Origin of the sequence: Rothia sp. P100 (assembly GCF_023712425.1) — a bacterium.
GTDB classification, from domain to species: Bacteria; Actinomycetota; Actinomycetes; order Actinomycetales; family Micrococcaceae; genus Rothia; species Rothia endophytica.
The window spans coordinates 259,576-279,880 of sequence record NZ_JAMAYG010000002.1; the positions used below are offsets into that span (position 1 = coordinate 259,576).

14 protein-coding genes and 1 tRNA gene are annotated in these 20,305 nt (G+C 55.0%); 8 read left to right on the forward strand and 7 right to left on the reverse strand.

Annotated elements, in window-relative coordinates; translation table 11 throughout:
* Window positions 1-3 precede the first annotated feature (3 nt).
* Together trpA and lgt are read left to right on the forward strand one after the other, a co-directional pair.
* Complete coding sequence (gene trpA, locus M3668_RS06040) at window positions 4-849, forward strand: tryptophan synthase subunit alpha (protein WP_251379926.1); 846 nt, start codon at window positions 4-6, stop codon at window positions 847-849.
* 13 nt (window positions 850-862) lie between these two features.
* On the forward strand, window positions 863-1,729 hold the full coding sequence (gene lgt / locus M3668_RS06045) for a prolipoprotein diacylglyceryl transferase (RefSeq protein ID WP_251379927.1): 867 nt from the start codon (window positions 863-865) through the stop codon (window positions 1,727-1,729).
* A 7-nt stretch (window positions 1,730-1,736) separates the two neighbouring features.
* Here the strand turns inward: lgt and M3668_RS06050 are convergent, their stop codons facing one another.
* Window positions 1,737-2,738 (reverse strand): phosphotransferase, encoded by a 1,002-nt coding sequence (locus M3668_RS06050; protein WP_251379928.1) that lies wholly within the window; start codon window positions 2,736-2,738, stop codon window positions 1,737-1,739.
* Between the two features lie 242 nt (window positions 2,739-2,980).
* Between M3668_RS06050 and adhP the strand changes: the two genes are divergently transcribed.
* The 3 genes from adhP to M3668_RS06065 all read left to right on the forward strand — a co-directional run bounded on the left by adhP (window position 2,981) and on the right by M3668_RS06065 (window position 10,537).
* Complete coding sequence (gene adhP, locus M3668_RS06055) at window positions 2,981-4,024, forward strand: alcohol dehydrogenase AdhP (protein WP_251379929.1); 1,044 nt, start codon at window positions 2,981-2,983, stop codon at window positions 4,022-4,024.
* Between the two features lie 359 nt (window positions 4,025-4,383).
* Window positions 4,384-9,081 carry a glutamate synthase large subunit gene (gene gltB, locus M3668_RS06060; protein ID WP_251379930.1) on the forward strand — a complete coding sequence of 1,566 codons (4,698 nt, stop codon included), beginning with the start codon at window positions 4,384-4,386 and terminating at the stop codon, window positions 9,079-9,081.
* Window positions 9,074-10,537 (forward strand): glutamate synthase subunit beta, encoded by a 1,464-nt coding sequence (locus tag M3668_RS06065; RefSeq protein ID WP_251379931.1) that lies wholly within the window; start codon window positions 9,074-9,076, stop codon window positions 10,535-10,537. The genes gltB and M3668_RS06065 overlap by 8 nt, the downstream gene beginning before the upstream one ends.
* A gap of 79 nt (window positions 10,538-10,616) precedes the next feature.
* On the opposite strand, the gene M3668_RS06070 is transcribed toward M3668_RS06065, so the two are convergent.
* Together M3668_RS06070 and M3668_RS06075 are read right to left on the reverse strand one after the other, a co-directional pair.
* The gene (locus M3668_RS06070; protein ID WP_251379932.1) at window positions 10,617-11,180 is read right to left on the reverse strand and encodes a flavodoxin domain-containing protein; all 564 of its coding nucleotides are present in this window, start codon (window positions 11,178-11,180) and stop codon (window positions 10,617-10,619) included.
* Between the two features lie 30 nt (window positions 11,181-11,210).
* Window positions 11,211-11,795 (reverse strand): flavodoxin domain-containing protein, encoded by a 585-nt coding sequence (locus tag M3668_RS06075; RefSeq protein ID WP_251379933.1) that lies wholly within the window; start codon window positions 11,793-11,795, stop codon window positions 11,211-11,213.
* 331 nt (window positions 11,796-12,126) lie between these two features.
* Here M3668_RS06075 and pyk point away from each other — a divergent pair, with 331 nt between their 5' ends.
* Window positions 12,127-13,596, forward strand: a complete 1,470-nt coding sequence (gene pyk, locus M3668_RS06080) for a pyruvate kinase (protein ID WP_251379934.1) — start codon at window positions 12,127-12,129, stop codon at window positions 13,594-13,596.
* A 157-nt stretch (window positions 13,597-13,753) separates the two neighbouring features.
* Here pyk and M3668_RS06085 read toward each other — a convergent pair.
* Window positions 13,754-13,833, reverse strand: a tRNA-Leu gene (locus M3668_RS06085).
* A 233-nt stretch (window positions 13,834-14,066) separates the two neighbouring features.
* On the opposite strand from M3668_RS06085, the gene M3668_RS06090 reads away from it, so the two are divergent.
* Complete coding sequence (locus tag M3668_RS06090; RefSeq protein WP_251379935.1) at window positions 14,067-14,681, forward strand: ANTAR domain-containing response regulator; 615 nt, start codon at window positions 14,067-14,069, stop codon at window positions 14,679-14,681.
* A gap of 72 nt (window positions 14,682-14,753) precedes the next feature.
* Here the strand turns inward: M3668_RS06090 and M3668_RS06095 are convergent, their stop codons facing one another.
* The 3 genes from M3668_RS06095 to M3668_RS06105 all read right to left on the reverse strand — a co-directional run bounded on the left by M3668_RS06095 (window position 14,754) and on the right by M3668_RS06105 (window position 17,015).
* Complete coding sequence (locus M3668_RS06095) at window positions 14,754-14,924, reverse strand: hypothetical protein (RefSeq protein ID WP_251379936.1); 171 nt, start codon at window positions 14,922-14,924, stop codon at window positions 14,754-14,756.
* Between the two features lie 129 nt (window positions 14,925-15,053).
* A complete protein-coding gene (locus tag M3668_RS06100; protein WP_251379937.1) occupies window positions 15,054-16,319 on the reverse strand; it encodes a dicarboxylate/amino acid:cation symporter in 1,266 nt (421 codons plus the stop codon).
* A gap of 219 nt (window positions 16,320-16,538) precedes the next feature.
* The gene (locus M3668_RS06105) at window positions 16,539-17,015 is read right to left on the reverse strand and encodes a PaaI family thioesterase (protein WP_251379938.1); all 477 of its coding nucleotides are present in this window, start codon (window positions 17,013-17,015) and stop codon (window positions 16,539-16,541) included.
* A gap of 148 nt (window positions 17,016-17,163) precedes the next feature.
* Between M3668_RS06105 and polA the strand changes: the two genes are divergently transcribed.
* Entirely contained in the window at window positions 17,164-19,941 is a 2,778-nt protein-coding gene (gene polA, locus M3668_RS06110; protein ID WP_251380164.1) for a DNA polymerase I, read from the forward strand.
* Window positions 19,942-20,305: the final 364 nt, after the last annotated feature.

A 20,305-nucleotide genomic window follows, 5' to 3' on the forward strand; every position in this document is an offset into this window, starting at 1 on the left:
GCTATGAGCCACGTGGATTTTCAGGACGATACCGTTTACTCGGTTAAGAACGGAAAGTTTCCTGCCCCCAACCCTGACTCCAAGGTCGCAGCCCGCCTAGCCCAGTGCAAGGCTGAAGGTAGGGCCGCTCTTATTGGCTACCTGCCGGTGGGTTACCCTTCAGTCGATGAGTCAATTGCCGCTGCCATTGAAATGGGTAAGAATGGGGTGGACATCATCGAATTGGGTCTGCCCTACTCAGATCCTGTCATGGATGGACCCGTCATTCAGCGTGCCACCGTCGAAGCGATTGCCAAGGGCTTCCGCACCGATGACATTTTTCGTGCGGTGCGCGAAATCACCGCAGCTACCAACGCTGTTGTCGTGGTGATGACCTACTGGAACCCGGTACTCCGCCGCGGGGTTGACCGCTTTGCCCAGGAGCTGGCAGCAGCCGGTGGCTCAGGCATCATCACCCCAGACCTCGTACCCGACGAAGCAGCAGACTGGTTCGTTGCCTCAGAAAAATACGGTCTAGATCGCATCTTCCTGGCATCTATCTCTAGCTCAACGGAGCGCCTGCATATAATTTCTAAGGCTTCTAGCGGCTTTGTTTACGCCGTCTCTGTCATGGGTGTTACTGGTGCTCGCGCCTCAGTCAGTGACGCTGCCGGAACCCTGGTAGCTGATCTACGGTCAGCTGGTGCCCCCGCGGCCTGCGTAGGTCTGGGTGTTTCTAAGAGGGAGCACGTAGAGGAAATAGGTGCCTATGCGGACGGTGTTATCGTGGGTACTGCACTGGTCAAGGCACTGACTGAAGGCGGCCCCGCTGCCGTCGGTGTGCTGACCCGCGAACTCGCCGGTAAGTAACTGAAGGAGAGCAATGACAACGTCTGTCATTCTAGCGTCCATCCCATCACCCAGCGTCTCCAGTTTTTCACTGGGGCCACTGACTATCCACTTTTATGCCCTCTGTATTCTTTTGGGTATAGCAGTTTGTCTGTGGCTGACTTCTAAGCGTTGGCAAAGCTGGGGGGAGAACCCCGAGAGGGTCTGGGATATTGCTATGTGGGCAATCCCCGCTGGCATCATCGGTGCCCGCCTTTACCACGTACTGATTACCGATCCCGGAACCTACTTTGGTGCTGGAGCTGATCCGCTGGCTATCTTCAAAATCTGGGAGGGCGGCATCGGTATCATGGGTGCCATCTCCGTGGGTGGGTTGGGTGCCTGGATTGCCTGTAAACGGTATGGCATTTCGCTGGCAAAATTCGCGGACGCGGCTGCCCCCGGCATCCTGATCGCCCAAGCGCTGGGCCGCTGGGGTAACTGGTTCAACCAGGAACTTTTCGGCAAGCCGACCACCCTGCCCTGGGGTCTGGAGATTTCGGCGACCTCTCATAATTTCCCTGACCAGTACGCGCCGGGAACTCTCTTTCACCCCACCTTCCTCTACGAATCCATCTGGAATCTGCTGGGTGCTGCCCTGCTCATTTACCTCGGCAAACGGGGGCTTTTCCAACGCGGGCAGACCTTCTGGGCCTACGTTGCTTGGTACGGTTTCGGCCGCCTTATGATTGAAGCTTTCCTACGCATTGATACGGCAGAAATGTTGCTGGGCGTGCGCATCCACGTCTGGACGTCGGGAGCCATCCTACTCCTGGGTCTAATCATGTTCGCTCTTGCCGGGGCTCGTGCCCGCAGGCAACGAGACGAGCTGGAAACGGCGGCCGTGCGGGCAGGGGACTAGTGGAGCGCTAGCCGAAGAGCCGATGGAGCAAAGCTAGCGCCCGGTAGGCCCTCATCTCGATCAGACTGGTGTTAGTTGATGGACTGGGTTTCTGCATCGAGGCGTAGAGATAGTAGCTCGCTAGGGCCACCGTGCAGCCGTGTAAGAATTCTGAGCTAGGACGTCGGTGCGTGGGCATGAGTTCTAGAACCTGCTGTTCGGAAAGTTGACCGTCCTGGATTAGGGCATCTACCGCAATAAGTCCCAGATCAAGGTCTGCATTGCCGATATTTGCCCAGGGCCAGTCCACCAGCACTGCCTGCCCCTCTGGAGTGATGAGAATGTTGTCAGCTCTTAGATCTGTATGAACATACTCGTTACCGCTCAGCTGGGATGCTACCTGTTCATCAACCTCAGTGGCCAAACCTGCTGCCCCCTTATTGACCAGGGGGAGCAGCTCTATAAGGTCCCGGTAGTAGCGGGTATCTTTCACATACTGCAAGTCATCTAAACTCACGCCCTCAGCTAGCCGGTGCCAGAACTTTAGCTCTGGCCCCACAGATTCTGCAGCACACTCAAGCTCCAGTGCTGGATCAACCTCTAGATCGCGCAAAACATCAAGGGCAGCAAAAACTGCCGTGAGTTCACTCAGCTGCCATGGCGACGATGGGTGGTTTCCATCAATATCTTTAAGAATCAGGGCTACCCAGGTGCCCCCGTCCGCACTCTGGTATTCGGTAAAACCAAGAAACCCCGCGACCGGGGCGTTCTTGGTAAAAGCAGCTGAAACCTTGGCCTCCTGCCGGTGCAAGTCGGCTGTTACGGGGTGCTTTTTTGCGCTGATTGCCTTGAGGAAGGCACGCCCTCCATGTTCAGTGACAAGCCTGTCGGCAGTGCCTAAACTAAAGCCACCAGCCTGAGATTCAGATGTGACCACAGGTCCGCCGAGTGTTTCTTCAACCCAAAGCTGTAGAGCGGCGGGTAGTTCTGACCAAGTCAGTCTTTGCTGAGCACTTTTCTCTTGTGACATACCTAATAGCCTATAGGCAGATCCACCATAGTTCTGGCTGGATAGCTTTTTAAGTGCCCCCCTGACAGTTCGGTGGGCCACGCTAGATAGACCCTGTCAACCATTGAGGTTTTGTGTGACTCAACACCTTATGTTTATCTGCCTGCAATTGCTGATGGTCTTGGCATACCCTGCACCAATCAGTAGATTAACTAGTGAGTTGCCTTACAGTAACTCCAATACCAGGCAAAGGAGCCCCCCTCATGTCCACCATGAAAGCAATTGTTGTTTCTGGCCGTCTTGACGGAACCGTCGATATTAAGGATGTCCCCGTGCCCGAGGTAGGCCACGGTCAGGTACTTGCCAAGATTGAATACTCCGGTGTGTGCCACACCGATCTGCACGTAGCTGCCAGTGATTTCGGTGAAAAGCCTGGTCGAATTCTCGGACACGAGGGCGTTGGTGTCATTACAGAGATAGGCCCCGGTGTGGAGCACCTACAGGTGGGGGACCGAGTGAGCGTTCCCTGGTTCTTCAAGGGTTGCGGTCACTGCGAATACTGTGTGGACGGCCGCGCCACTCTTTGCCGCTCGGTCATCAACGCTGGCTACACGGCAGATGGCGCTATGAGTGAATACACCCTGCTCTACGCTGACTACACCGTCAAGGTGCCTGATGCTCTGGACCCGGTCGAGGCTACCTCCATTACCTGCGCTGGTGTCACCACGTATAAGGCCATCAAGGAGTCGGGCGTCCGCCCCGGTCAATGGCTGGTAGCTTTCGGCGCTGGCGGTCTGGGTAACCTAGCAGTTCAGTACGCTAAGAATGTCTTTGGCGCCCAGGTGATTGCCGTAGATATCAACGAAGACAAGCTGCTACTCGCTAAGGACAGCGGTGCTGATGTGGTGATTAACGGCAAGAACGTTGAAAGCGTTGAAGAAGAGATTAAGAATGTTACCGGCGGGGTAGGGGCTCACACTGCTGTGGTGACCGCGGTATCTAAGCTCGCCTTCAACCAGGCTGTAGATTCGGTTCGAGCCGGTGGCACCGTGGTTGCGGTTGGTCTTCCCACCGAGTCAATGGATCTTAGCATTCCCCGCCTGGTACTGGATGGTATTCGGATACAGGGATCTCTGGTGGGTACCCGCCAGGATCTGGAAGAAGCTTTTGCTTTTGGTGCTAAGGGTTTGATTAAGCCGGTGGTTCAGCTCCGCCCGGTTGAGGACGTCCAGGCTATCTTTGATGAAATGCACGCAGGGCTGATCAATGGACGCATGGTGCTAGATTTCACCGGAGAAACCAAGTAATCCGGTTGATGTAAAAAAGGGGTGGTGGCTGATGCCACCACTTCTTTTTCTGGCTGATGTGAGACATTCTGTTCGAAATATGAGAAATTATGTTGCTTTTATGTTTCCAGCTACAGATTTTTGTAAAGAAAAAATATGAATAATTATGGAAGAAAAGTGTTCTCTAATTAAAGAAGTTGTGTGAAAATCTTCTTTTCTTCCTTGAAAAGACGGGGCTCTTATCAGTTTGCACCCCCCTGGGATAGGCTAACTTCCAGCGAATGATGATTAAGAGCGATGAATACGTTTACATTTCTGTAATAGCACCGCATCATATTGTTATTCAGACACCCGGCACACGCTAATAGGAAGGGTCACCCATGCGCAGAACACCAGCCAACGACTTGGCAGCTGCTGAAGATTTCACTGTGGACCCCCACACCAAGAACCACGCGCCCTCGCCCTTTACCACTTTCGCCAACCTGCCTGAAGCGCAGGGGCTCTACCAGCCTGACGCTGAGAAGGACGCCTGCGGTCTGGCCATGGTTGCCACCCTACGCGGTGAACCCGACCATGTCATCGTGGATCACGCCCTCACTGCGCTGCGCCGTCTTGAGCACCGCGGTGCTGTGGGCGCTGACGAAGGCACCGGCGACGGCGCGGGTATTCTCCTGCAAATCCCTGATGCCTTCTTGCGTGAGGTGGTCGATTTTGAACTGCCACCTCTAGGCAAGTACGCGGTCGGTACAGCCTACCTGCCCACCGGCGGGGTAGACGCTGAAGACAAGCAGAAGGCACTGGCAGGTATCGCTCAGAGTGAAGGACTGCGCGTCCTGGGCTGGCGCCAAGTGCCCATTAACCCCGATATTGTGGGGAAATCAGCCCGCGAGGTTATGCCGCACTTTGTTCAGATGTTCATTGCTGAGGCATCGGGTGATTCTAATGAATCAGTCAACGCACCCTTTACTGGGCACATCCCCGTGATTGATCTTGACCCCCAGTCAGAGCGCCGTCAGCTGGATCAAAAAGCTTTTCGTGTGCGTAAGCGTGCCCAGCATAAGCTCGGAGTTTACTTTCCGTCCTTTTCCTCTCGGACCATCGTTTACAAGGGTATGCTGACGACCGCGCAGTTAGAGCCCTTCTACCCTGATCTCTCCGATCCTCGCTTTGCCACCAAGCTGGCAATCGTTCACTCACGCTTTTCGACCAACACCTTCCCCTCCTGGCCGCTGGCCCAGCCCTTCCGCACTATTGCCCATAACGGCGAAATCAATACGGTGAAGGGCAACCGCAACTGGATGCGCGCCCGCCAGTCCCAGCTCAAATCGCCGGTGCTGGGCCGCAACCCTGAAGAGCTCTTTCCCATTTGTTCGGTCGGGGCCTCTGACTCCCAATCCTTTGACGAGGTAGCCGAACTGCTGATGCTCTCAGGCCGTTCAGCGGCCCAGGTGCTGATGATGATGGTGCCCGAGGCCTGGGAAAACCACGAGACCATGGACGCTGACCGTCGTGCCTTCTACCGCTACCACTCTTCTCTGATGGAGCCTTGGGACGGCCCAGCAGCCATCGCCTTTACCGACGGTGACGCTGTGGGTTCGGTGTTGGACCGCAACGGGCTGCGTCCTGGGCGCTACTGGGTCACCGATGATGGTCTGGTCGTCCTGGCCTCCGAGGTAGGCGTGGTTGATATCCCCGAATCCAAGATTATTGAAAAGGGCAGGGTTTCACCGGGCAAGATGTTCTATGTAGACACCGAAGCCGGCCGCCTGGTGCCCGATGAAGAAGTCAAGGCAGCCGTTGCATCCGAGCAGCCCTGGGCTACCTGGGCGGAAGAGAACATCGTCAATCTGGCTGATTTGCCCGACCGTGAGCACGTGCGTGCTGCCCGTAAATCGATCCTCAAGCGTCAGCAGACCTTCGGCTACACCGAAGAGGAACTGCGCAAGATTCTGGCTCCTATGGCAGCAACCGGTGCTGAACCCATCTACGCCATGGGTACCGATACTCCCATCGCGGTGCTCTCTAAGCGTCACCGTCTGCTCTTTGACTACTTTGTGCAGTCCTTCGCCCAGGTGACCAATCCGCCCCTGGATTCCATCCGTGAAGAGCTGGTCACCAGTCTCAAAACTTCTATCGGTGCTGACGGCAACCTCTTGCGTCATGGGCGGGTACGGGTCAACCACGTTGAGCTGGACTTCCCGGTGATCAATAATGATGAGCTGGATAAGATTCTTCATATTGATGATGAGGATGGCGCGCCGGCGGCTATTAAGGTCTCTGGGCTCTACCCCTCTCACGGTGGGGAGGCCGCCCTACGTGAGCGTCTAGCTGAGATTTGTGAGCAGGTCTCTGCCGCGGTTGAGCGCGGCGTCCAGTTCCTCATTCTTTCTGACCGTAACTCTAACGGTGCCTGGGCTCCCATTCCGTCTCTGTTGCTGACCAGCGCGGTTCACCATCACCTCTTGCGCAGCGCTACCCGCACCAAGGTTGCCCTGATCGTTGAGGCAGGCGATGTGCGCGAGGTCCACCATATTGCCACCCTCATAGGCTACGGAGCCTCAGCGGTCAACCCCTACCTGGCCATGGAATCCGTTGAAGAGCTGGTGGCTCAGGGTGAAATCACCGGTGTCACCGAAGCTGAGGCTGTCTATAACCTCATCAAGGCACTGGGTAAGGGTCTGCAGAAGATTATGTCCAAGATGGGTATCTCGACGGTATCTTCCTACTGCGGTGCCCAGACCTTTGAGGCCCTGGGCCTGTCCCAGAGCCTGGTAGATCAGTTCTTCACCGGCACCCACTCGCAGATGGACGGTGTAGGGCTGGGCGTTATTGAAGCTGAAATTCGCAAGCGTCACCACGCTGCCTACCCCGATGACGGAGTGGCAGTACCTTACCGCGCTCTGGAAACAGGCGGCGAATATGACTGGCGTCGAGAGGGCCCACCCCACCTCTTCAACCCGCAGACCATCTTCCGCCTGCAGCACTCCACCAAGACCCGTCGCTATGACATCTTCAAGAGCTACACTAAGCTCGTTGATGATCAGGCTAGGGATCTTATGACCCTGCGCGGTCTCTTCAGCTTTAACGCAAACCGCACCCCGGTGCCCTTGGACGAGGTGGAGCCGGTTTCCTCTATCGTCAGGCGTTTCTCAACCGGCGCTATGTCCTATGGCTCTATTTCTCAGGAAGCCCACGAGACACTGGCGATCGCTATGAATCAGCTGGGCGCTAAGTCCAACACTGGTGAGGGCGGTGAAGACGTTGACCGTTTGCTGGACCCCGCCCGTCGATCAGCTATCAAGCAGGTAGCATCGGGCCGCTTTGGCGTGACGTCTCTCTACCTGACCAATGCTGAGGATATTCAGATTAAGATGGCGCAGGGCGCTAAGCCCGGTGAGGGCGGCCAACTTATGGCTGCCAAGGTTTACCCCTGGGTAGCTGCGACTCGCCATTCAACCCCCGGCGTCACTCTGATTTCACCCCCGCCGCATCACGATATTTACTCCATCGAGGATCTGGCCCAGCTGATATATGACTGCAAGCGCGCTAACCCCAGCGCTCGTGTGCACGTCAAGCTGGTTTCCGAAGTCGGTGTTGGCACCGTGGCTGCCGGTGTCACCAAAGCTAAGGCGGATGTCGTACTTATCTCTGGTCACGACGGCGGTACCGGCGCTGCGCCCCTCAACTCCCTCAAGCACGCGGGTGCACCCTGGGAACTTGGTCTGGCTGAAGCCCAGCAGACTCTGTTGCTCAACGGCCTACGTAACCGCGTAGTCGTGCAGGCAGACGGTCAGCTCAAGACCGGCAGAGACGTCATCATTGCTGCCTTACTCGGCGCTGAAGAGTTCGGCTTCGCGACCGCCCCGCTCATCGTTGAGGGTTGCATCATGATGCGCAAGTGTCACCTAGACACCTGCCCGGTAGGTGTCGCCACCCAGAACCCCGACCTGAGGGCCCGCTTTACCGGCCAAGCCCAGCACGTGGTTAACTTCTTTGAGTTTATTGCTGAAGAGGTGCGTGAGTATCTGGCAGAGCTGGGCTTCCGTACCCTGGATGAGGCTATCGGCCATGCAGAGGCCCTGGATGTCTCTCAGGCAGTCCAACACTGGAAGGCTGAGGGTCTGGATCTCTCCAAGATTCTGGTCTCAACGGCCAGCAAGTATGGTGCCGATGAAATTCGCAACACCAGCACCCAGGATCACGAGCTGGATGCACACATCGATAACCGCTTTATTCAGGAGGCTGCAGAAACCTTCACAAACCGTCAGCACGTCAGCATTGAGGCTCAAGTCGTCAATACTGACCGCTCGGTGGGAACCATGCTGGGGCACGAGGTCACCAAAACCTTCGGTATTGACCTGCTGGAGCCAGGGACTATCAAGCTGAACCTGACCGGTCATGCCGGGCAATCCTTAGGTGCCTTCCTACCTGCGGGTATCTCCATCACCCTCACCGGCGACTCCAACGACTACGTCGGCAAGGGGCTTTCGGGAGGTAGCATCACGGTGCGTCCGGACGCCGCCGCACCCCTGAGCTCAGCACAGAATGTCATTGCCGGTAATGTTTGCGGCTACGGTGCGACCAGTGGCGAGATGTTTCTGGGTGGGGCCGTGGGGGAGCGCTTTATGGTACGCAACTCGGGGGCAACCGCTGTCGCTGAGGGAATTGGTGATCATGGCTGTGAATATATGACCGGCGGTCTTGCCCTGATTATTGGTTCGACCGGTAGAAACTTTGGAGCCGGCATGAGCGGAGGTATCGCTTATGTGCTGGACCTGGAGGAAAAGAAGGTCAATAAGCAGGCCCGCGAAACTGGCGAGCTGACCTTCCTGCCGCTTGATGAAACCGACCGTCTAGAGGTGCAGAACCTCCTAGAGCGACACCGGGATTACACCGGATCGTCTCGGGCTGCTGAACTACTAACTGACCTAGACACTACCTTTGACCGTATTACCAAGGTTCTTCCCAGGGATTTTGCTGCCGTGCAGTTAATTCGTGCCGAGGCAGAAGCCGCCGGCGAAGACACCGCCTCAATGCAGGTTTGGAACAAGATTTTGGAGGTGACCGCTCGTGGCTGATCCTCGCGGTTTTCTAAAAGTAACCACCCGTCAAGACCGCCCCAAGCGCCCCGTGCCGGTGCGTATTCTTGATTTCAAAGAGGTGCAGGTAGCGCAGAATTCTGCGGTCCTTAAGACCCAGGCATCGCGTTGCATGGACTGCGGTGTGCCCTTCTGCCACCAGGGCTGCCCTCTGGGCAATCTGATTCCTGAGTGGAATGATCTGACCTGGCGAGGTCAAACGGCTCAGGCGGTTGAACGCCTGCACGCTACCAACAACTTTCCCGAGTTCACCGGACGCGTCTGCCCGGCGCCCTGCGAAACCTCCTGCGTGCTGGGGATTAACCAGCCTGCGGTGACTATTAAGCAGATTGAGTACTCCATTGCCGAGCAGGCTTTTGAGGGTGGCTTGATTGAGCCGATTATGCCTGACCGCATGCTGGGTAAAACGGTGGCTGTAGTGGGTTCTGGTCCGGCAGGTCTAGCTGCCGCCCAACAACTCACCCAGGCAGGTTTTACCACTGCTGTTTTTGAGCGGGACGATAGGGTAGGCGGACTGTTGCGCTACGGCATTCCTGATTTCAAATTGGAAAAAGATATCGTGGATCGCCGTATCGCGGTCATGGAGGCAGAAGGCACCCGCTTTAGAACCGGTATCGAAATCGGCACGGACATCACCTGGGATGACCTCAAGAAGCGTTATGACGCCGTTATTGTGGCCACCGGTGCCACGCAGCCGCGTGCGCTGGATATTCCCGGTGCTGACCTAAAGGGCGTGCACTTTGCCATGCCTTATCTGACCGAGTCAAACCGCGTGGTTGCTGGTGACCTCGCTGAGCCCACCATCAACGCAGCGGGCAAGAATGTTATTGTTTTGGGTGGCGGCGATACCGGCAGCGACTGCATCGGTACTGCAGTGCGTCAGGGCGCGGCGTCTATTACCACACTGGCTATTGGGGCCCAGCCCCCGGCTGACCGCGCAGATCACGAGCCCTGGCCCATGTTCCCCAAGGTCTTTGAAGTGTCATCCTCCTACGAAGAAGGCGGTGAGCGCAGCTATCTTGCCTCCACCGTGGAATTTGTGGGGGAAAACGGCACACTGACCGGGCTCAAGGTCGCTGAAACAGAAATCCGGGAGGATGGCCGCCGCGGCCCTAAAGGCGGCACCGAGCGCATCATTCCTGCGGATCTGGTTTTCCTTGCTCTGGGGTTCACCGGTCAGGAGAACAGCGATATCAGTGAGCAGGTAGGCGCAGAGCTGGATGCTCGCACCAATGTGGCACGCGCTGAGGACTACATGACTAACGTCCCCGGTATCTTCTCCTGTGGGGACGCCGGGCGTGGCCAGTCACTGGTGGTGTGGGCCATCGCTGAGGGGCGTGCCTGCGCTGCCTCGGTAGAGCGGCATCTGACCGGCTCAACCGTGCTGCCGGAGCCAGTCTTGCCCAGCGACCGAGCCATCGATCTAGCGCTCTAACTCAAATAGCCTCACCAAGCACGAAGGTGCCCTGCTCCGAGATGGGGCAGGGCACCTTTTATTGTGCAGACCGTGAAATCTAGCCGAGATTTTTGAGGACCAGCTGTACGAGCGGTATGCAGGCCTCGGGCGAACTATAATCCACGCTTTTCTGCGAGAAGCTATCCAGCATCTGTTGGTTAGCTTCAGACTTCTTGGGGATTGCCGCGATGGCAGAGCGAATACCAATCATGACCGTCTTGTGCTTAAGGGACAAGCGGGTATGGTCGAGTGCGCCCCTGAAGTGGAAAGTGCCGCTGGCATGATTGACCAGAACCTCGCCCACATTTTTGCGAAGGATTCCGTCCAGTTTTTCCTGGGGCGCACCGTCCAGCCCAGCAAACGAAACGGTGAACAGAGCTAGGGGCTGAGCCAGTAGCTGATTGACAAGTTTTTTGAGCTCGGAAGATTCGGTGAGAAGCCCACCGTAGTCGCTCAGCCCAGCAACCACCATATCCGCTTCGGCTAGGTGAGAGGGGGTGACAACAGAAGCTGCTACTACCTCCGTCAGCACCCCAGCTTGGCGCAACTCTTCTGCTATCCAGCGGGAGTAACGCTCGGTACTACCGTACTGGCTTCCGTAAATGAGCACGACACGACTCATCGTTGTTTCCCTTCTCGTGGGGTGAGAGCTCTACGCTAGCTCTTCGAGGTAGATTTTCACCTGATCTACCAGCGGGTCAATCCACTGGCGATTGGTGTGGTCAGCTCCACCGTTTTCAAACGCTTCAATGAGTTGCTTGTCGTACTCGTTCTGCCTGGGCTTGAGCTTATAGGCAGTCTTCACACCGGTGAGTGCTGTCTTGTGGAGCTTGGACATTTCGCTCATCTTCAAGCCACCGCGGAAGTGGAAAGCTGGCCTGTCCCCGGCAACTTCGGCCTTGTAGCTCTTCATGACGCGGTCATCCAGGTAGGAACGAGGGTAGACCTCCGTGCCATTGAAAGAAACGGTATAAAAGAGGCGGCGATCAACGGTAAGCATGGCTTCACGACGCTTACGGAGGGTGGGTGCGCCGGTCAAGAAGCCACCCAGGTAGCTGGCGCCCACAATCAAAATGTCTGCGCTTTCAATGAGTTCGTCGGTTGCTTCTGCGACTGGAGATAGCTCGACGGTGGGTGCTTGGGGGAGTGCTCGCAAGTCTTCGGCAATCCACGTGGCGTAGCGTTCAGTGTGGCCGTAGGTGGAACCGAAGAGAATAATAACCGTAGGGGCGTTCATAGCAACCTTTGCAAGTGGGTGAAAGCGGTGCGCTGTGGTGCATCTTTTAGAATACGCGCCTTGTTTGACGCTCTCAAACATAAACGAGTGTGGCAAGCCAAAAGATTTTGCTTGGTGACCGTTTATGTTTGTTTTTGTGGGGTTTGAAGTGTCATTGTTGGTAAATGTGGGGTAAAACGTCCCCCAAAACCCCATGAAACCACGTACAATGGACTGTGGACATGTTGGTTTTATGCTGACTATATGGGAGCCTGTTGGCTACCTCGATGAGTACCTCACCGATGGTTGCCTGCGCAGGTAGCCCAGCCCCTACAAAACATAAGGTTGATTGATGAGACGCGCAAAGATTGTTTGTACCATTGGCCCCGCAATTTCTGCCCCCGAGAAAATTGCAGCTGCTATCGAAGCTGGCATGAATGTTGCCCGACTAAACATGAGCCACGGTGACCACGAGGTTCACACTAACTCATACGCAACGATTCGAGAGCAAGCTGAGAAGCTGGGTAAGAATGTTGCAATCCTTGCTGATTTGCAGGGCCCTAAAATTCGCCTAGAAACCTTCAAAAACGGCGCTGAAGTTCTGGAACCCGGTGACACTTTCAAGATCACCACTGAAGATATTGAAGGCACCAAGGAAATCTGTGGAACCACCTTCAAGGGTCTGCCCGGTGACGTCAAGCCCGGCGATACCCTGCTGATTGATGATGGCAAGATCCGTCTAGAAGCTATTGAGGTTGACGCTACGACCGTCACTACACGCGTTATCGTGGGTGGCCCTATCTCCAATAACAAGGGCATCAACCTGCCTGGCGTTGCCGTATCAATTCCTGCGCTGACCGAAAAGGACGAGCGCGACCTGCGTTTTGCCCTGAACATGGGTGTCGATATCATCGCTCTTTCCTTCGTGCGTACCGGCGATGACGTCACCCGTGTTCACGAAATCATGGAAGAAGAAGGCCGCCGTATTGCGGTTATCGCTAAGGTCGAGAAGCCTCAGGCGGTTGAAAATCTGCAGGATATCGTCGACAAGTTCGATGGCATCATGGTGGCTCGTGGTGATTTGGGTGTTGAGTTCCCCCTCGAAGAGGTCCCCCTCGTTCAGAAGCGCGCGATTGAACTTGCCCGCCGCTGGGCAAAGCCGGTTATCGTAGCGACTCAGGTGCTGGAAACCATGATTCAGAACCCCATTCCCACCCGTGCAGAGGCATCTGACTGCGCTAACGCTATTCTTGATGGCGCGGACGCTGTCATGCTCTCTGGTGAGACTTCTGTAGGTAAGTACCCTATCATCACCATCCAGACCATGGCTCGCATTATTAGCTCCACCGAGGAGCGCGGTCTCTTCCGTGTTCCTGAGCTGGGTACATCACCCAAGACTCGCGGTGGCGCTATTACCCGCGCGGCGGTCAATATTGCTGACCAGCTGGACGTCAAGTACATTGCTGCTTTCACCCAGTCCGGTGATACCGCCCGCCGTCTGGCGCGTCTGCGTCCTGTTAAGCCCGTGCTGGCTATGACTCCTAAGCCTGAGGTTCGCGCCTTCCTGTCGCTGCTCTGGGGCGTGGAGGCTGTTCTGGCTCCTGCTGCCAATGACACCGATGAGATGACCGCTGTGGTTGACCGCTACATTCTGGCTAACAACCTGGCTGAGGCTAACGATTTGATTGTTATGGCTGCCGGTTCACCTCCCGGTGTGGCTGGTTCCACCAACACTGTGAAGGTTCACCGTGTTGGTGACCTGGACGACGCCGGGGCGGTACTGCCCGAGGACCGTGAGTCGGTTGGCCCCTTCCACGAATAAGCCTTTGTCGATTGAGGCTAAGTAGCTAAAGCTCGCCCCGCTCGTAATAGAGCGGGGCGAGCTTTATATTTTTGGTGCGTATTAGAGATGTTGTGCAGCAAAAAAGCCAGCTACTAAAAGAAAACCCCGATCAGGTTTAACCTGACCGGGGTAGCTGTGCCCAAGGTGGGACTTGAACCCACACTCCTAAGAACCGCATTTTGAGTGCGGCGCGTCTGCCAATTCCGCCACTTGGGCTTGCTCTTGAGAGCACTTCTACTGTACACAAGCCTGCTCAGAAAAGCGAATTGGAGTGGACTGTGGCAAGGTTCAGCACTCAATCACCCCTCTAAGACGGAATATTAAACATACAATTAGAACGGTAGTACGCACCGTCACCCGCATAAAGAAGCGCATTGAGTTCGGTTCGTGCGAAAATAAAGACACAGAGTTAAACTTGTGACGCTGAATTGACTAAAGGAGCCACGGGAATGTCAGAGCAGACCCCCCTAGAATCCGAGAACCACGATCAGCAGCCGGCACGCACCGTCGTTGTAGCTGAAGACGAAGCGCTCATTCGCCTAGATATCGTAGAAATTCTCAAAGACCAGGGGTTTGAAGTGCTTGCTGAGACCGATAACGGCAAAACCGCGGTTGAACTAGCAGAAAAGCACCGCCCAGATCTGGTGCTGATGGACGTCAAAATGCCCATCATGGACGGGATTGAAGCTGCCGGTCTCATCAATGAGAAGGAGCTAGCACCCGTAGTTTTGCTGACCGCGTTTAGCCAAAAAGAACTGGTAGATCGAGCAACCGAAGCCGGCGCTATGGCTTATGTAGTCAAGCCCTTCTCACCCAACGACCTCATTCCCGCTATTGAAGTTGCCATGAGCCGTTACGAGCAGCTTCGTGCGCTCAAGAGCGAAGTCAGCTCCATCAAGGAACAGTTTGAAACCCGCAAGCTGGTTGACCGCGCCAAGGCGCTACTCATTACTAAGATGGGATTGAGCGAACCCGAAGCTTTCCGTTGGATTCAGAAAACTTCAATGGACCGCAGGCTCTCAATGCGTGAGGTCGCCGAGACCATCGTCAAACAGGTTCAATAAAAACCGTCCACATAAGACCGCGCAAAAGACCCGCTGATTCCAATATCAGCGGGTCTTTGCTCGATATTTCGGTTAAAGTTCTTCGCGGCCCTTCTGAGAGCCATTAATTCCCCAAAGGGCGAGGGCTGTACTAACGGTGACTGCTGCCCACCAGAGGCCACCTTCGGCAATTGCTAGGGTCGTCACGATGATGGTGATGACCAAAAAGATATTGCCCAGCATCTTACGAGTTGAAGGTTTCACTGAACTTCCTAAAAGTGAACGGTAGTTACCTGACCACTTTACCGTGCAGCCCAGGCCTTGGAATACACCGCAGAAATGAACTAAACCCCGCTCCTTAGTCTCTAAAGAACGGGGTTCAGCGTGTATTTTTTAGGCCTGAACTGAAGCGGGCTTCTCAGCTACTTCATCAGTGTCAAGGTCCTTGTCAGCTCCGAAGGCCCGAGCAAAGCGTTCGGTGAGGCTTGCAATTGCGCCGTCACCGGTGACATTTGTTGCGGTTCCGAAGGAGTCCTGGGCCAGGTAAAGAGCAATCATCAGCGCGATCATCGCGTCATCGAAACCAAGCATGGACTGTAGCAGGCCGATAGCGGTCATGACAGCGCCACCGGGGACGCCGGGAGCTGCCACCATCATAATGCCTAATACGAGGACCACGGGAATCATATCCAGGAAGGACAGCGAGCCCGTGGTCATGTAGATAACCGCTACCGCGCAGGAGGTAATAGTAATCATGGAGCCTGAAAGGTGGATGGTAGCGCACAGAGGGATCGCGAAGTCCACGATTCTGCCCTTAATACCCACCTTTTTCGCTGAGTCAACGGTGACTGGGATGGTAGCTGCTGAGGACTGGGTACCAATAGCGGTGAAGTAAGCAGGGAGCATTCCCTTGAGCATGCTGAAGGGGTTACGCTTACTGACTGCACCTGCAACGGAATACTGAAGAGTCAACATAACCCAGTGCAGAATGATGACCATGATAAAGACCTTGCCAAAGACAGCCAGAATCTGACCGACCTGACCTGCCAGAGTCATGTTGGCAAAAACTCCAACAATGTGGACCGGTAGCAGAGGAATGATGACGCGGCCCAGTAGCTTCTCAATGATGGTTTGGAAGTCCTGGAAGAGTTCCAGCATATTCTTGGTTTTTAGCGCGGTCAGACCCAGACCCAGAATGAAAGCAAGGATGAGGGCACTCATCACCGACATGATGGGGTCAAGAGTGAACTCAAGGTAACCCGAAGACAGCGACTCTTCAGGGTTCTCAAAAACTGTCAGCTGCTGACCCTTTAGGATGATGGGGTAGATAAAGTGAGCTACGCTCACGGCGAGGAAACCAGCGGTAATGCTCGAGATGTAGGCGAGGCCCACTGTCGTGCCAAGAAGCTTGCCCGCTCCCTTAGCTAAAGATCCAATACCGGGCACGATAAAACCGATAATAATGAGAGGAATAGCGAAGCTGAGGAAGGCGCTAAAAATCGTAGAGAACGACACGAATAGCTGAACCACAAGGTCGGTGGGGATACCGCTACCAAGGGCGCTGTTGAGGCCATCGATAAGGCCGGGGGTAAAGGCGCCGATGAGAATACCGCTAACGATTGCAACGATAATCCACACCAGCAGAGGGATCTTCTTCATGGTTCCTCACGGGTTAGTGTTGGGTGCGTGTGTGCACGATGGTTTAGAAGTTTCAGTTTAGGCACATTGCCCTGTTAAAGGGCACCTCAGAGTGTTTTTTAGGTCTATTCGTGGGTGGTATCACGCCTATTATTTTCCATACTGAGAAATGCTGGGCTAGATACCGGCAACAGGGCCATCTGGTGCTAGGTGAGAGCTCACCTCTCACTGACCTTGCAGCTAGCGGTGAGGTGCGTCAATAATCTGGTTGGTGATGCGTGCAGTGCTAATGACCCTGCCCGATTCATCGGTGATCTCCACACTGTGTACGCACACCGTTTTGCCTAGCTTGAGGGAACGGCATACTCCGGTTACCACTCCTCGGGACGCCGAGCGCAGGTGGGTGATATTGAGATCAACACCCACGGCCACCTTGCCTTGCTCTGCTACCGAAAGAAAAGCAGCAACAGAACCTAAGGTTTCTGCTAAGGCGGCTGTGGCCCCTCCGTGCAGCAATCCTATTACTTGGGTATTGCCTTCTACCGGCATCGTTGCTACAGAATATTCTGGTGAAAGGTGCTGGAATTTTATACCCAGCTTTTCAGTGAGACCATCGAGCTTTAGTCCAGCAAAATAGATGTGGTAGTGGGGTGGGATGCCGGCGGACGTTAGCTCGGCTAGTCTTTGATCAGTGATAGGGGGTTCAGAAGTAGCCATGAGAATCCTTAGACAGAGGTCGGTCGGTAGAGGGGTGCCAAGGGGAGCGCACCCTCATCAGAGGGTTGCAGACAGGGGTAGAGCAGCCCGGTAGGATGGGTATGTGACTAACTCTAGCGAAACTCCAGCCCAGCCCCATCAAAAATTAATGATCATTGACGGGCATTCTCTTGCCTTTCGCTCCTTCTACGGGGCGCCTGTGGATGTCTTTGTCAACGCTGAAGGGCAGCATACTAACGCTGTCTATGGCTTTTTATCGACCCTCTTGAGCCTCATCAAAAGCGAGCAACCCACCCATATTATTGCTGCTTTCGATCTCTCAGGCGGCACCTTCCGCACCGAGCAGTACGAAGAATACAAGGGCGGTCGCAATGAGACGCCGCCTGAATTCTTGGGGCAGATTGAGCTGATTCAGAAAGTTCTAAAAGCCCTGAACATTCCAGCGGTTACCCTGGAGAACTACGAAGCAGATGACATCGTGGCCACTTACACCCGCCAGGGCCGCGAGGCCGGTTTTGAGGTTGCAATTGTTTCAGGCGATAGGGACGCTTTTCAGCTGGTCACCGACACCGTAACGGTTCTCTACCCCGTCACCACCGGGCCCTCTAAAGGCATTAAGTACATGACGCCGGCAGCCGTTGAGGAGAAATATAAGGTTGCACCTCACCTTTACCCCGATTTAGCAGCGCTGACGGGGGAGCAGGCCGATAACCTTCCCGGCGTCCCCGGAGTGGGCCCCGGCTTTGCCGCAAAATGGATTAACGAGTACGGCAATCTTGACGGTGTGTTAGAAAATGCCGAAAAAATCAAGGGTAAAAAGGGTGAGGCACTGCGGGAGCATGTTGAGGATGTGCTGCGCAACCGTCGTCTGAACCGCTTAGTTGATGACCTTGAACTTCAGACCACGCTAGCTGATGCTGACCACTATGGTCCTGAAGCTGAAGAATTAGAAGAACTCTTCAATTACCTAGAGTTTAACTCTATTCGCAAGCGAGTGGCTGAGGTTTTTGCTACTCAGCAGGAAGCCATGCCGATGGTAGAGATGAGCGTAGAGAACTGCCAGCAGATTGACTCCGCCGCTCAGCTTTTGGAGTTCCTGAACGGGGCGGCCGCTAGCATTGCAGCTGTAGAGCGCACGATTCCCGTGCCGGACCGTCTAGAGTCAGCTGTTACTGTTCTGCCGGTTATTGATGAAGATTCTCCTGATAATGGTTTTGCTCATGAAAAGAGTATTCACGGTCTAATCTTGCTGGCTGGAGCTCGTGCGGCTTACGTTGACTTTGGTTCTCTTACCAATGACCTGAAACAAGCGCTCACTACCTGGCTTGAAGATTCAACTGCCACCAAAACTATCTTTGACCTAAAACAGCACTTTAAGTCTCTTTCTGCATACGGCTATACCCCAAACGGTGTCATCGAAGACCCTGTGCTTTCTTCTTACGTCTGCGGTTACATTCCTGCGGCTAAGCAGCGCACCTTTAACGGTGTGCTCACTGAGCTCAGTGACCGTTATCTGGGGCTCAGCCTTCCGCAACCCCAGCAGGCACCAGCTCAGGGCGAGCTATTTGCTGTAGGGCCTGTGGTTGACCTTGAGCACTCTGGGTTGGTGGCACGCTACATCCAAGAACTTGCTTACGCCTTACATGCTGATCTGGTGGCCAAGGAGCAGCTCGCTCTCTACGAGAACATTGAATTGCCTATGGCAAGCGTCCTTGCTCGCATGGAAATCCTTGGCATTGCTCTTGATAGTAATAACGTATCCGAGCTCAAGGACTACTACGGTCAGCATGTTGAAAGTGCTACTGAGGCTGCCTATTCGGTACTGGGTCACGAGGTTAACCTCAGCTCACCCAAACAGTTGCAGGGGGTCCTCTTTGAAGAGTTGGGGCTGCCCACCACTCGTAAGTTGAAGAGCGGTTACTCAACGGATGCTGATTCGCTGCAGGGTATTTTGGGTCAGGTGAACGAGGAGACCGCCGGTGCCAAGTTCCTGGTACAACTGCAGACCTACCGGGATTACCTTAAACTTAAGCAGACAGTTGAAGGTTTGCAGAAGGCGACTGCGGCTGACGGACGCATCCACACCACTTTCCAGCAGAACGTGGCAGCGACCGGTCGTCTTTCGTCCACAGATCCTAACCTGCAGAACATCCCCATCCGCACAGAAGAAGGCCGCAAGATCCGTGATGCTTTCGTGGTTGCACCGGGGCCGATTGACGGGCATGAGTACTCAACCCTGCTGACCGCAGACTACTCTCAGATTGAAATGCGCATCATGGTGCACCTTTCGGGGGACGAAAGCCTCATCGAGGCCTACCTTGACGGTGAAGATTTGCACCGCTTCGTTGGTTCGGAGGTCTTCGGTGTCCAGCCAGAAGATGTCACCTCTGAGATGCGTTCTAAGGTAAAGGCGATGTCCTATGGTCTTGCTTACGGTCTTTCACCCTTCGGATTGTCTAAGCAGTTAGGTATTTCGGTGGATGAGGCAACCAGCCTACGCACCAACTACTTCAAGCGCTTCGGCAAGGTTGGTAAATTCTTACGTACCGTGGTCAAAGAAGCGCATAACAATGGCTACACCCAGACCATGTTCGGACGCCGCCGCTACCTGCCTGATTTGGGCAGCTCAAACCGCCAGCGTCGTGACGCTGCCGAGCGAGCCTCTCTCAACTCGCCCATTCAGGGCACCGCTGCAGACATCATCAAGATCGCCATGATTCGCGTTGATGAACGCCTTCGGGCTGAGGGTCTCATGTCACGTATGCTTCTGCAGATCCACGACGAACTTATTATCGAAGTTGCCCACGGTGAAGAGGCGGCAGCCGAGAAGGTGCTGACTGAAGAGATGAGTCAGGCAGCTGATTTGCGTGTGCCGCTGGACGTGCAGGTGGGCTGGGGACGTACCTGGCACGAGGCTGGGCATTAGCATAAGCGCTGTTCAATTTCCCGCTAATCCAGCACTGTTCCCGGAGCTAACTAATCTGCACCCCAGTTACTAGTCCTAAGATTAAATGTCTAGCGCTTTGTGAACCCAAGCGCCCAACTAAGATGAACATCACCCGCTAACTGGGGCTTAAAGGGGTGGGCGCCACGGTCAAAAACGTTGACCTGCACCGTGACGCCGCCTAGACTAGAGTATGTGGCTGAACTGTGCCCTGCGCACAGTTTATCTGCACGCATTTTGTCCATATCAACGCTCAGTACAGAGAACCACCCGGCCTCTTACCTCACGGTCAGCACAGCTAGCTCGTGAAAATGTAAGAAACCGACTGCACTGACCTAGAACCCTA

Coding starts and splice junctions, on each gene's coding strand:
- trpA (WP_251379926.1), top strand. CDS start 4: ATGAGCCACGTGGATTTTCAGGACGATACCGTTTACTCGGTTAAGAAC.
- lgt (WP_251379927.1), top strand. CDS start 863: ATGACAACGTCTGTCATTCTAGCGTCCATCCCATCACCCAGCGTCTCC.
- M3668_RS06050 (WP_251379928.1), bottom strand. CDS start 2,738: ATGTCACAAGAGAAAAGTGCTCAGCAAAGACTGACTTGGTCAGAACTA.
- adhP (WP_251379929.1), top strand. CDS start 2,981: ATGTCCACCATGAAAGCAATTGTTGTTTCTGGCCGTCTTGACGGAACC.
- gltB (WP_251379930.1), top strand. CDS start 4,384: ATGCGCAGAACACCAGCCAACGACTTGGCAGCTGCTGAAGATTTCACT.
- M3668_RS06070 (WP_251379932.1), bottom strand. CDS start 11,180: ATGAGTCGTGTCGTGCTCATTTACGGAAGCCAGTACGGTAGTACCGAG.
- M3668_RS06075 (WP_251379933.1), bottom strand. CDS start 11,795: ATGAACGCCCCTACGGTTATTATTCTCTTCGGTTCCACCTACGGCCAC.
- pyk (WP_251379934.1), top strand. CDS start 12,127: ATGAGACGCGCAAAGATTGTTTGTACCATTGGCCCCGCAATTTCTGCC.
- M3668_RS06090 (WP_251379935.1), top strand. CDS start 14,067: ATGTCAGAGCAGACCCCCCTAGAATCCGAGAACCACGATCAGCAGCCG.
- M3668_RS06100 (WP_251379937.1), bottom strand. CDS start 16,319: ATGAAGAAGATCCCTCTGCTGGTGTGGATTATCGTTGCAATCGTTAGC.
- M3668_RS06105 (WP_251379938.1), bottom strand. CDS start 17,015: ATGGCTACTTCTGAACCCCCTATCACTGATCAAAGACTAGCCGAGCTA.
- polA (WP_251380164.1), top strand. CDS start 17,164: ATGATCATTGACGGGCATTCTCTTGCCTTTCGCTCCTTCTACGGGGCG.